General features: G+C 47.1%; 11 protein-coding genes (1 of these 11 cut by a window edge). 4 read left to right on the top strand and 7 right to left on the bottom strand.

The window, feature by feature from the left end; all coding sequences use genetic code 11:
- The 7 genes from ACY2IG_RS00300 to dnaA all read right to left on the bottom strand — a co-directional run.
- Positions 1 to 241, bottom strand: the beginning of a protein-coding gene (locus ACY2IG_RS00300; protein ID WP_462618238.1) for an HD-GYP domain-containing protein. Its footprint begins 803 nt before the window's first position; only the first 241 of its 1,044 coding nucleotides appear in the window; the start codon lies at positions 239 to 241; its stop codon lies beyond the left edge, outside the window.
- A gap of 88 nt (positions 242 to 329) precedes the next feature.
- Entirely contained in the window at positions 330 to 2,942 is a 2,613-nt protein-coding gene (gene gyrA, locus ACY2IG_RS00295; RefSeq protein WP_035411718.1) for a DNA gyrase subunit A, read from the bottom strand.
- 27 nt (positions 2,943 to 2,969) lie between these two features.
- Positions 2,970 to 4,883: a DNA topoisomerase (ATP-hydrolyzing) subunit B gene (gyrB, locus tag ACY2IG_RS00290; RefSeq protein ID WP_200864062.1), complete on the bottom strand. Its 1,914-nt coding sequence runs from the start codon at positions 4,881 to 4,883 to the stop codon at positions 2,970 to 2,972.
- A gap of 10 nt (positions 4,884 to 4,893) precedes the next feature.
- Positions 4,894 to 6,048: a DNA replication/repair protein RecF gene (recF, locus tag ACY2IG_RS00285; RefSeq protein WP_214856529.1), complete on the bottom strand. Its 1,155-nt coding sequence runs from the start codon at positions 6,046 to 6,048 to the stop codon at positions 4,894 to 4,896.
- Position 6,049: 1 nt separating this feature from the next.
- Positions 6,050 to 6,271, bottom strand: coding sequence for a S4 domain-containing protein YaaA (yaaA, locus tag ACY2IG_RS00280; protein WP_023469865.1), 222 nt, complete (start codon positions 6,269 to 6,271; stop codon positions 6,050 to 6,052).
- Between the two features lie 162 nt (positions 6,272 to 6,433).
- Entirely contained in the window at positions 6,434 to 7,567 is a 1,134-nt protein-coding gene (gene dnaN, locus ACY2IG_RS00275; RefSeq protein WP_023469864.1) for a DNA polymerase III subunit beta, read from the bottom strand.
- 191 nt (positions 7,568 to 7,758) lie between these two features.
- Positions 7,759 to 9,150 (bottom strand): chromosomal replication initiator protein DnaA, encoded by a 1,392-nt coding sequence (dnaA, locus tag ACY2IG_RS00270; protein ID WP_035411721.1) that lies wholly within the window; start codon positions 9,148 to 9,150, stop codon positions 7,759 to 7,761.
- 736 nt (positions 9,151 to 9,886) lie between these two features.
- Here dnaA and rpmH point away from each other — a divergent pair.
- The 4 genes from rpmH (at position 9,887) to mnmE (ending at position 13,027) form a co-directional block, all read left to right on the top strand.
- On the top strand, positions 9,887 to 10,021 hold the full coding sequence (rpmH, locus tag ACY2IG_RS00265) for a 50S ribosomal protein L34 (RefSeq protein ID WP_012371910.1): 135 nt from the start codon (positions 9,887 to 9,889) through the stop codon (positions 10,019 to 10,021).
- A 166-nt stretch (positions 10,022 to 10,187) separates the two neighbouring features.
- Positions 10,188 to 10,538, top strand: a complete 351-nt coding sequence (gene rnpA, locus ACY2IG_RS00260; RefSeq protein ID WP_023469862.1) for a ribonuclease P protein component — start codon at positions 10,188 to 10,190, stop codon at positions 10,536 to 10,538.
- A gap of 104 nt (positions 10,539 to 10,642) precedes the next feature.
- Positions 10,643 to 11,497, top strand: a complete 855-nt coding sequence (gene yidC, locus ACY2IG_RS00255) for a membrane protein insertase YidC (RefSeq protein ID WP_035411724.1) — start codon at positions 10,643 to 10,645, stop codon at positions 11,495 to 11,497.
- Positions 11,498 to 11,644: 147 nt separating this feature from the next.
- Positions 11,645 to 13,027, top strand: coding sequence for a tRNA uridine-5-carboxymethylaminomethyl(34) synthesis GTPase MnmE (mnmE, locus tag ACY2IG_RS00250; RefSeq protein ID WP_056064613.1), 1,383 nt, complete (start codon positions 11,645 to 11,647; stop codon positions 13,025 to 13,027).
- The last annotated feature ends 16 nt before the right edge of the window (positions 13,028 to 13,043 follow it).

The following is a 13,043-nucleotide window of genomic DNA, read 5'->3' as shown; positions in this document are numbered from 1 at the left end:
GAATGAACTCTTCAAAAGGATGTTCTATCTGCGCAGCCACTGTTTCAATCTGTATCTTTTCACCTTCGACAAGATCAGGACGATCCTCGATGGTGACTTCTTTAATCAAAAACCGTTGGATTCGTCGTAACTCGTCGGTTCCAATTTTTTTCCCTGCTTCTACGATCGGATGATCTGTATGTAAGTAGATCGATTCGGTTAAACGATCCCCGATGCGTAATTGGTCACTTGCCACTCGCATATCGCTTCGTTCCTTTCTCTTCTTTCTATATATGTAGATAAAAGCAGCAGAGTGGTATCACTCTGCTGCTTCCTTACTAACGTCTTGCTTACTCTTCCACTTCTTCTGAAGCATCCGATTCGACTACATTCTCTTCTGATACAAGATCCGTATCTTCTTCCGTTTCATCGGTTTCTTCTCGTTTCAGTTTCGCAACCGTTGCAACACGGTCACCTTCTTCAATTCGAATGACCTTCACCCCTTGGGTGTTGCGGCCGACACGTGAAATGTATTGCGAGTCTGTCCGAATAACGATACCGCTCTCTGTCATGATCATGATGTCATCATCGACATCAACGATTCGCATGGCAACGATTTGACCGACGCGATCTGTTACCTTACTCGCGATCAATCCTTTCCCACCACGCGATTGACTACGGAACTCGGTCATCGGTGTTCGTTTACCGAATCCTTTTTCCGTAATAACCAGAACATCTTGTGCATCACGTGCAAGTTCCATCCCGACGACGAAATCGTCTGGGCGTAACGTCATCGCTTTGACACCACGAGCACCACGTCCCATCGAGCGGACATTCGTGATTGGGAAACGAATCGCTTTCCCGCTTGTTGAAACAGCAAAGACTTCATCATCCGTCGATGCAAGACGAACGGATGTCAATTCATCGTCTTCAAACAACCGAATCGCAATCAAACCATTTTTGTTGATCCGGGCATATGCGGACAACGGTGAACGTTTGACGCGTCCTTTACGTGTCATGAAGATCAATGATTTTTGCTCATCTTGAACGACTTCTTCCGTTTCGAGCGCTTCTTCCGTCTCTTCAATCTCTCCTTCAACCACCTCGACAGGTGCTTCAGTTGCTTGTTGCTCCTCAAGATAACGTTTGAAGTTGACTGGAATCATCGTCTCGACCTTTTCATCGCGTTCAATTTGGATGAGGTTGATGATCGGCACACCTTTTGATGTCCGGCTCATCTCCGGTACTTCGTATCCACGAATCCGGTAGACTTTCCCGCGGTTCGTAAAGAATAGAATCGTATCATGCGTCGAACAAGACAAGAGACGCGTAACGTAATCCTCGTCGTTCGTTCCGATTCCTTGAACGCCACGTCCGCCGCGGCGCTGTGTCCGGTACGAATCCGTCGTCATCCGTTTGATATAACCACTGCTTGTCAACGTGATGATGATATCTTGTTCCGGAATCAAGTCTTCATCTTCGAATTCGATATGATCCATCCGGATTTCCGTCCGACGCTCGTCGTTGAAACGTTCCTTCAACTCCTCGAGTTCTGTCCGGATCAAATCAAGCAAGACTTCTTCACTCGCAAGGATGCGGTTAAGTTCTGCGATCAATTGCATGATTTCGTCATATTCTGCTTCAATTTTTTCCCGCTCAAGACCTGTCAGGCGTTGTAAGCGCATATCGAGAATCGCTTGTGATTGTTTCTCAGATAACGCAAAACGCTCCATCAACTGTTCACGTGCTGCGTCTGCTGTCCGGTTACCGCGAATGATTTGAATGACTTCATCCAAATGATCAAGCGCAATCCGTAGACCAGCGAGCAAGTGTTCACGTGCTTCTGCTTTTTCGAGATCGAACTGTGTCCGACGACGAACGATTTCTTTTTGATGCTCGAGGTAATGATAGAGCATTTCTTTAAGCGTCAATGTTTTCGGACGCCCTCCGACGATCGCAAGCATGTTGACACCAAACGTCGTTTGCATCGACGTCTGTTTATACAAGTTGTTTAAGATGACACTTGCATTCGCATCACGACGGACTTCCATGACGATGCGCATACCGCGACGATCTGACTCATCCCGTAAATCGGTGATGCCTTCGATTTTTTTCTCGCGGACGAGATCGGCAATCTTTTCAACGAGGCGGGCTTTGTTGACCTGATAAGGCAACTCCGTCACGATGATCCGTTCCCGGTCTTTTTTCGTCTGTTCGATTTCTGCTTTCGCGCGGACGATGATGGAGCCACGTCCTGTTTCATATGCGCGACGAATCCCGCTACGACCAAGAATTTCACCAGCCGTTGGGAAATCAGGTCCCGGAATGTGCTGCATCAGTTCTTGGATCGTGATTTCTGGGTCGTGAGACAGTGCTAAGACACCATCGATGACCTCACCTAACTGGTGCGGCGGAATGTTTGTCGCCATCCCGACCGCGATCCCGCTCGAACCGTTGACGAGCAAGTTCGGGAAGCGCGACGGTAAGACTTCCGGTTCGCGTTCCGAACCATCGTAGTTATCTTTAAAGTCAACTGTGTTTTTGTTGATATCGCGAACGATTTCCATTGCGATTTTTGACATACGAGCTTCCGTATATCGCATCGCAGCCGCCGAGTCTCCATCGACCGAACCGAAGTTTCCGTGTCCATCGACGAGTTCATAACGATAGCTGAAATCTTGCGCCATGCGGACCATCGTGTCATAGACGGCAGAATCCCCGTGCGGGTGATACTTACCAATGACTTCCCCGACGATACGGGCAGACTTTTTATGTGGTTTATCGGCACGAATACCGAGGTCGTTCATCGCATAGAGAATCCGGCGGTGTCCGGGTTTTAAACCGTCCCGTACGTCCGGAAGAGCACGTGCGACGATGACGCTCATCGCGTAGTCCATGAAGGACGTACGCATCTCTTGACTGATATTAATATCCTTGATGATTCCGTGATTTTGTTCGGACATGCTTCTGGCCACCCTCTCTGTTCAGCGTTAAATATCCAGGTTCTTGACGTAATGTGCGTGAGATTGAATGAAGTCGCGTCGTGGTTCGACCTGATCTCCCATCAAGATATCGAAGACTTCATCCGCTTCGATCGCATCTTGAAGCTCAACACGCAACATTTGACGACCACTTGGATCCATCGTCGTTTCCCAAAGCTGCTCTGGATCCATCTCTCCAAGACCTTTGTAGCGCTGAATATCGTACCGTGCGTTTTCAGGAAGCGCTGCAAGCGCCTCTGTCAATTCACGTTCGTTATGCACGTACGTGATGTTCTTCCCTTGTTTGATTCCGTATAGCGGTGGCTGAGCGATATAGACGTATCCATGCTCGACAAGCGGACGCATGTAACGGTAGAAGAACGTCAACAAGAGTGTCCGGATGTGGGCACCATCGACATCGGCATCGGTCATGATGATGACTTTGTGGTAGCGTGCCTTCTCGATATTGAACTCAGAACCAATACTTGTCCCGAGTGCCGTGATGATCGTCCGGATCTCATTGCTTCCAAGGATCTTATCAAGACGTGCTTTCTCAACGTTCAAGATTTTACCGCGAATCGGTAAGATTGCTTGGAAATGACGATCACGTCCGGATTTCGCAGAACCACCCGCTGAGTCACCCTCAACGATATACAATTCGGAAATCGACGCATCACGTGACGAACAGTCGGCCAGTTTACCTGGAAGCGAGCTGACTTCAAGAACACCTTTACGGCGTGTCAATTCACGTGCGCGTTTCGCTGCCATCCGGGCGCGCGACGCCATCATCCCTTTTTCGACGATTGCGCGTGCGTTCGTCGGATTTTCAAGCATGAATTGCTCAAATGCACCAGAGAAGAGCGAATCCGTGACCGTACGTGCGTCGGAATTCCCAAGTTTCGTCTTCGTCTGTCCTTCGAACTGCGGGTTCGGGTGCTTGACAGAAACGATCGCTGTCATCCCTTCCCGTACGTCTTCACCGGACAGTGTACCGTCTGCATCCTTCATCAGACCGAACTTTTTCGCGTAATCATTGATGACGCGTGTCAAAGCTGTCTTGAAGCCGGTCTCGTGCGTACCACCCTCATGCGTCGGGATGTTGTTCGTGAACGAGTAGATATTTGACGCAAATCCATCGTTGTACTGAAGTGCAACTTCGACTTCGATGCCGTCTTTTGTGCCGTGTACGTAGACAGGTTCTGCGTGAACGACTTCTTTTGAACGGTTTAAGTGTTCGACGTAAGATTTAATCCCACCTTCGTAGTGGAAACTACGCGTCATCGGCTCATCCGCACGATCGTCCGTGATGATGATCTTCAAGCCTTTGTTTAAGAAAGCAAGTTCCCGCAGGCGTGTCGCTAGCAAATCGTAGTCATACTCGAGCGTTTCTTGGAAAATCTCACCGTCTGGGAAGAAACGAATCGTCGTTCCGGTCTCTTCTGATGTTCCGATCACTTCAAGATCTTGTGCTGGTACACCGCGATGATACGCTTGGTAATACAACTTTTCATTCCGTTTGACGAATACTTCAAGTTTCGTCGACAGGGCGTTAACGACCGAGGCCCCAACACCGTGTAATCCACCCGATACTTTATATCCGCCACCGCCGAATTTACCACCGGCGTGGAGGACTGTCAGGATGACCTCAACGGCAGGACGACCCATCTTCTCTTGAATGTCGACTGGAATACCGCGTCCGTTGTCCTCGACTAAGATCGAGTTCCCTGGTTCGATCGTGACTTTGATCGTGTCACAGTATCCTGCGAGCGCCTCATCGATCGAGTTATCGACAATCTCCCATACGAGGTGATGGAGACCTTTTGATGCCGTCGAGCCGATATACATCCCTGGACGTTTACGTACTGCTTCTAATCCTTCAAGAACTTGAATCTGATCGGCACCGTATCCTTGTTCCAATTCCATATCTTCATGATTACTCATCGGTTTTCTCACCTACTGTTTCTTTATATGATGTCTCTTCCAAATCGACCGTCCCTTGTTTCACGTGGAACAACTTCGCTTGGTTGATCGTTTCATGCGCAATCCCATCGACGCTTGTCGTCGTCAGGATCGTCTGGACCTTTTGTTGCATCGTATCGAGCAAATGTGTTTGACGATGATCATCAAGCTCGGATAAGACATCGTCGAGTAGAAGAAGTGGATACTCTCCGACTTCCTCGTGAATCAATTCGATCTCTGCAAGCTTTAACGAGAGGGCTGCTGTTCGTTGTTGCCCTTGTGAACCATACGTTTGGACGTTTCGTCCGTTGACTTCCATCTCAAAGTCATCACGATGTGGTCCAAACAATGTAACTCCTCTTCGGATTTCATTTTCTTTTATTTTACCAAACTTCTGCGTGTAGGACGCAGTCATTCCTTCGACATCGAGTAATTCATTGCCAAATGTGTCCGAACGATAGATGAGCGCGAGTTCTTCCTGTCCACGACTAATTCCGTCATGAATCGGTCGTGCCCACTTTTCGAGTTGGGCCATGAAATGATGGCGGCGCTGAACGATTTTAACGGCTAGCGTAATCATTTGCTCCGTCAAGATATCAAGGAAGGTCTCGTCTCCTCCCTTCATGGACAGTTGTTTCAGCAACGCGTTGCGCTGCTTCAACACTTTCAGATACTGACTCAATTCATGCAAATAGACCGGGCTAACTTGACCGATCTCCATATCGAGAAACCGTCGGCGGACTTGTGGACTGCCTTTGACGATATGCAAATCTTCCGGGGCGAATAAAACGATGTTCAGTGCCCCGACATAATCACTCAAGCGTCGTTGCTCTAGATGATTTAGTTTTGCTTTTTTCCCGCGACCCGAGATGACGATCTCCTGGACATGAGAACCTGTTCGTTTGACGACACGTCCTTCGACGCGCGCTGTCTCCTGGTCCCAACCAATCAGTTCCTTATCATGCGTCGTCCGGTGAGACTTCGCGAGAGCGAGAACATAGATCGCTTCCAATAAGTTCGTCTTCCCTTGTGCATTTTCACCAATCAGAACATTCGTCTTTTCGGAGAATGACAGTTCGAGTGCGTCATAGTTGCGATAATGACTGAGTCGGACTGAATCCAGCCGCACGTTAGTTACCCTCGTTCTTGATGATGAACTGACCGTAGTCTTCTACATCAATGATGTCTCCATCCCGTAATTTACGACCACGTCGCTGATCGACTTCGCCGTTGACTAGAATTGGCACCTCTGCTAAAAACGGTTTGGCTTGCCCTCCGCTTGAGATGATATCCGACAGTTTCAGGAACTGCCCTAATGTGACATATTCCGTTGTAATTCTGATTTCTTGCATGGATTGACTCCTCCTACCTACATATTATAAATGACGTACTCTTTATTGTACTAAATATTGAACGATTTAGCAAAATTCCCGAACGTATATACGCTATACGAAAAAGACGGGTCCGATGTCGAAACGATCGAACCCGTCTTGTCACGTGTTTTATGTTGATGCTTACGCCGTCCGGACTGGAAGAATCAGTTGCAAGACGTTATCTTGATCAACTGGATGCAAGATGAATGGACGAATCGAACCCGTGAACTGGATTTCGATATCTGTCGCGTCAAGCGCCTTTAAGGCATCCATCATGTACTTCGAGTTGAACGAGATTTTCAGTTCTTCCCCTTCAAGCGAAAGGATGCTGACTTGCTCCGAGACTTTCCCGACTTCTGGTGAATGCGAAGAAATCTCGACCGCTGTCGTTCCTTCAGCTGCAAACTTGATGACGTTGTTACGGTCCTCACGTGCGAGCAGTGACGCGCGATCGATCGCTTGGAGCAATTCTTTCGCGTTCATGCGGACAGCTGTCCGATACTCTTCTGGAATCAAACGTGATGTATCCGGATAGTTTCCGTCAAGTAGACGTGAGAAGAAGAGGACGTGTTTCATCTTGAACAAGATTTGTTGGTTCGTGATCGTAATATCCACATGACCGTCCCCAAGTAACTTCGATAATTCATTTAAGCTCTTACCAGGAACGATGACGTTCTGGAACGAGATGTCCGTATCTGTCTCAAACTGAGCACGACGCAGGGCTAAACGGTGACTATCCGTTGAGACACACGTCAAGATGCCTTTGTCGGCTGAGAAGTTCACACCTGTGAGAACAGGACGTGTTTCTTGAACAGCGACAGCAAAGCTTGTTTGACGAATCATCGACCGTAAGAGATCAGCCGGTAAACGGAAACGTTGTCCCCCATCGACTTGTGGAAGACGTGGGAACTCATCTGGATCAAGACCGTTTAAATGGAATTCCGCTGTTCCTGACTGAATCCGTGTCATAAAGTTCGGTGAGACTTCAAGTGTCACTTCGTCTTTTGGCATCTTTTTGACGATATCGCCGAAGAAGCGGGCATTCAAGACGACACTACCAGCACGGTGGACCGTGACATAAGACGTTCCGTTCTCTTCTGCATAGATCGTCCGTTCAATCGAGATTTCTGTATCGCTTCCTGTCAGCGTCATGCCATCTCCATGAGCTTCGAGTTTGATCCCTGTCAGAATCGGAATCGTCGTGCGGGATGAGACCGCTTTGGCTACATCTTGTACTGCTTGAATTAAAGCTTCGCGTTGAATGGTGATATGCATATCGTCGTTAGACTCCTCTCGAAAATAATGGGCATGCGCCCATCATAACATAATAATATATTTTTTTAATAATAGTCTTAGGGGCTGTGGATAGTGTGGATAAGTCGGTGGATAACTTGATATAGAGCCAAAAACGGTGTGGATAAGTTGTGGATAACCACCCTACTTTATCCACATCTTTATCCACAGTTTTACGAATGCTTCAACTCATGCTTGATTTGTTCGATGACTTTTCCTGTTTCACCGTCTGATTTGATCAACATACTGATCTTTTCATGGGCATGGATGACGGTGGTATGGTCGCGTCCTCCAAATTCCTCCCCAATCTTCGGTAATGAGCTTTCCGTCATCTCACGCGAAAGATACATCGCGATTTGACGTGGAAAGGCAATCGATTTCGTCCGTTTCTTCGCCTTAAGATCATCAAACGGCAAGTTGAAATGCTTACTGACCGACTCCTGGATGTCACGAATCGTGACTTTACGCGGTTCGGCGACTGGCATGATGTTATGCAAGGCTTCTGCAGCGACATTTGGATCAATCGGTCGTCCGACGAGATTCGCATAAGCGATGACACGCGTCAACGCTCCTTCGAGCTCACGGATATTCGTATCAATCTGACTCGCGATGTAGAGCATGACTTCGTTTGAGACATCAAGCTGTTCAGCATTCGCCTTTTTCCGTAAGATTGCAATCCGTGTCTCGAGATCCGGTGGCGTGATGTCGGTAATCAATCCCCATTCAAAACGAGAACGGAGCCGATCTTCAAGCGTTGGAATCTCTTTTGGCGGTCGGTCACTCGAAATGATGATTTGTTTTTGGTCGTTATGCAGTGCATTAAATGTGTGGAAAAACTCTTCTTGCGTCTGTTCTTTGCCCGCAAGGAACTGGATGTCATCAATTAAGAGGACATCGATGTTACGGTATTTATTTCGAAACTCAACCGTCTTATTATCACGGATGGAGTTAATAAAGTCATTTGTAAAGCGTTCAGAAGAGACATAGGCAATCCGTGTCCCAAGATTTTGATCTTGAACGTACTGTCCGATGGCATGCATCAGATGGGTTTTGCCAAGACCAACGCCACCGTAGATGAAAAGCGGATTATATGCTTTAGCAGGTGCTTCAGCAACAGCCAGTGAAGCGGCGTGTGCAAAACGGTTCCCCGATCCGATGACAAATGTATCGAACGTGTACTTCTCATTTAATTGTCCAAGTTCACTCATCGTCAGTTCATCTGTCGGTTTGCGCGTGTTCAATGGACGTGATTTTGGAGCCGGTGTTGCGTCGATCCGTTCCTCTTCTTGTCGATCGAGCATTTTCTTCGCTTGTCCCTCTTCAATGAACTGAATATCGAGTCGGCTTCCGGTTACTTCCTCAACTGTGTCTTCAAGTAAAGATAAGTACTGGCGCTCAAGCCACGTCACCGTAAATGCAGCCGGTGCTGAAACGAGTAAAGTCGTTCCATTTAGCGTAACGCCTTCTGTGGACTTCAACCACATATCATAACTGGCTTTCGGTGTTCGTTCCTCTTCCTCAATCACAGATAAGACATTATGCCAAAGTTCGGCAGCGTTTTTCATAAATACCCCCCTTTTTTTATCAAGATAGAAAAAATTTGTACACAGGCTTATACACAGACAAAGTTAATGAAGAAACTCGACTTATCCCCATAACGTAAAAACTGTGGATAACGTTATCCACAGGTAGTTGAATCTGTGTATAAAGTTATCCACAGGGTGTGTATAACTTGTTTTGTCCTAAGCGATCAGGATCATGTTATGCACAATTAGTGTATCAAAAGAAATGAGCTCTGGCAATGGTTGGAATGATTTATCCACAAGTAAATTCAATCGTCCACAGGTAGTTACCCACAAGCTGTGGATAGTGTGGATAAATTGTGGATAAGAGGTGGATAACTTTTTGAAAGAGGAAGCGTTAAAAAAGAGTTATTCACAAAATACAAAAGAAGTGGAAAAAGGAAATCCAAAATCGAGGATTGACGTCGATTTTAAAAAATACTATCGTAGACAAAGTGAAGAGTTATCCACGGAAAGTGTGGATAATGTGGATAAGTCTGTGGATAGGTGGATAAGTCTATCAATCTGTTCTTTGTGATCCAGTCGCATTCTATTGTGTAATAGAGTTTGCATGCTGGAATCCTATCGCCTGTTTTTAAGAAACAAACCTTTACGCAAGGCGAGAAATCTTCCGAACTTTCATTGACAATGCCACAATCAGTTTATATAATGTACAAGACTGCCTTAAAGTAGAAAATAACAATTGGTTATAAAGATCTTTTAAAGGAGGTGCAGACGAATGAAACCAACTTTCAACCCAAACAACCGTAAGCGTAAAAAAGTTCACGGATTCCGTGCGCGTATGGCTACGAAGAGTGGCCGCCGTATCTTGGCTGCTCGCCGTCTTAAGGGCCGCAAAGCCTTGACTGTCTAATGCATTGATGCATCCATCACTTCGGGCATGATCCGAGGTGATTTTTTTTTATGTTTTTTAGTGTGTTCGTGCTTTTGTCACATGCGCCCTATCGCGTCGCATGTTTATTCTATGATATGATGAGAGACGACGAATTTTCGTAGTGTCAGGATGGAGTGTGAATAAGGTGAAGAAGGAATACCGCGTCAAGAAAGACAAGGAGTTCCAAGCGGTGTTTACTAAAGGAGCCTCTGTCGCAAATCGGCAATTTGTCGTGTATGCCTTGAAAAAGGAGCAACAGACTCACTTTCGGGTTGGTTTATCCGTCAGCAAGAAAATCGGGAATGCCGTCGTCCGGAATCAGGTGAAACGGTATCTTCGGGAAGCATGCCAGCAGCATGAAGCCTCGATTGCCCCGAATTATGATTTGGTGATCATCGCGCGCAATCCGGCCGCTAAGATGACCGCGCAAGAAGTGGCTGACAGTCTCCGTCACGTCCTCAAACGTTCCGGTGTCTGGATGCGATCAAAAAAATGAATCGTAGCAATGCATCCTGTTGATTTGTACGGCGCTCCCTTTCCTTGCCTTACTATAGAAGAAGATGGCGTTCGACAAAGCGTAAACAATTTCTAGGAGGAATTATGAACAAGAGAACTAAGATTTGGTTAACTCTCGGGCTCATGTCTGTGCTCGCGATCGTGTTATCAGGTTGTGCACCGACGAACTATGGCGCACACGAAGAGATCACAGCAAATACTGATGGTTTTTGGAAACATTATTTTGTTTGGCCGATGGCGTGGTTGATTCGCGAAATTTCGCATCTTGTCGGAAATGATTTCGGAATCGGAATCATCATCACGACACTTCTCGTTCGTCTTGTCATCCTTCCGTTGATGATCAAACAAACGAAGAGTATGGGTGGAATGCAAGTCATTCAGCCTGAAATGGTGAAACTTCGTGAGAAATACAGCTCGAAAGACCAAGAGACGCAACAGAAATTGCAACAGGAAATGATGAAGCTTTACCAAGAGCATAACGTCAATCCGCTTGCTGGCTGTTTACCGATCTTGATCCAAATGCCGATCTTGATTGCGTTCTATAACGCCATTATTTATACGCCGGCTATTTTCCAACACACATTCCTTTGGTTTAACCTCGGAAAACCGGATCCATTCTTCATCTTGCCGATCATGTCTGCGGTACTAACGTATCTACAGCAAAAAATCTCGATGGCAGGTCAAGAAGACAATCCACAAATGAAAATCATGCTCTACGTCTTCCCGATCATGATCTTCATCATGGGGGTCACACTCCCATCTGCCCTTTCTCTTTACTGGGTCGTCGGTTACATCTTCTCGATCATCGTCACGGTCGTCATCATGAAGCCAATGCGTGAAAAGATCAAAGTGCAGACAGAGGCAACACTTGCAGCAAAACGCGATAAGGAAGCGGCGCAAGCAGCTCCGGCTCCTAAAAAATCGAAAAAGAAACGCTAATACGTGAAGAGCGACGCTTTGTTTTGACAGAGTGTCGCTCTTTTTCTTTTGCGTCATTTCGTGTATAGTTGTTTCGTTATACCCATTGCAACGATTAAGGATTGAACACGTATAAAAAGACAGAAGAAAAACGAGGTGGAAGAACGGATGATGGAATTTGATACGATTGCCGCGATTTCGACGCCGATGGGAGAAGGGGCGATTGCGATCGTGCGCTTATCGGGTCCTGATGCAGTCGCTGTAGCCGACCGCGTCTATAAAGGAACCAACCGCTTGACGGAAGTACCAACCCATACGATTCATTACGGGAAATTGGTCGATCACGAGGCGGATCGTGTTGTTGATGAAGTAATGGTGAGTGTCATGCGCGCACCAAAGACGTTCACACGTGAAGATGTCATCGAATTGAATTGTCATGGAGGAGTCGTCGCGGTCAATCGTGTCCTCGAACTCATCCTCGCACAACCGGAAGTCCGATTAGCGGAACCGGGTGAATTCACGAAACGTGCGTTCTTGAACGGACGAATCGATTTGTCGCAGGCGGAAGCTGTCATGGATCTCATCCGCGCGAAGACGGATCGAGCGATGCATGTCGCCGTCAGTCAAATTGAAGGACGTCTCTCAAAACTCGTCCAAGACTTACGTCAACAACTGTTGCAGACGATTGCTGCGATCGAAGTCAACATCGATTACCCGGAATATGACGCAGAAGAGATGACACAACAGATCGTCGAACGTGACGCTGGAGCTGTCCGCGCGATTCTGGCAGAGTTATTAACAACGGCACGCCAAGGAAAAATCCTTCGTGAAGGGTTATCCACAGCGATCATCGGTCGTCCGAACGTCGGTAAATCGTCTTTGCTCAACACATTGGTGCAAGAAGCGAAGGCCATCGTCACGGATATCGCGGGAACGACACGCGATACGATCGAGGAGTACGTCAATGTTCGTGGTGTACCACTAAAGTTGATTGATACGGCAGGGATTCGAGAGACGGAAGATATCGTCGAACGGATGGGTGTCGAAAAGTCGCGTCAGGCTTTAAAGACGGCCGATTTGATCTTACTCGTCCTAAACGGGAACGATGTCCTAACGGATGAGGACGTTTTGCTGTTTGAAGCGATTAAAGGAATGAACGCAATCATCATCGTCAACAAGAGTGACTTGGCGCAACAGATTGATTTGGTACGTGTCACGGAACTTGCCGATGGTCGACCAATCGTTACGACGTCCTTGCTCGAAGAAGCAGGGGTCAACGATCTTGAAGCGGCGATTGCGAGTCTGTTCTTTGAACAGGGTGTCGAGAGTCAAGATATGACGTACGTCTCGAATGCACGACATATCCAACTGATCAAACGCGCGAGTCAAATGATTGAAGATGCCCTCGGTGCAGCAGAAGCAGCGATGCCGATTGACATGGTACAGATCGATTTACGACGGGCATGGGACACGCTCGGCGAAATCAATGGAGATACAGCACAGGATAGTTTATTGGATCAGTTGTTTTCGCAGTTCTGTCTCGGGAAATAATTCGAGACGACTGCGT

The organism is Exiguobacterium sp. EF_C8, from assembly GCF_054956715.1.
This window is presented reverse-complemented; position numbering and strand designations above follow the sequence as displayed.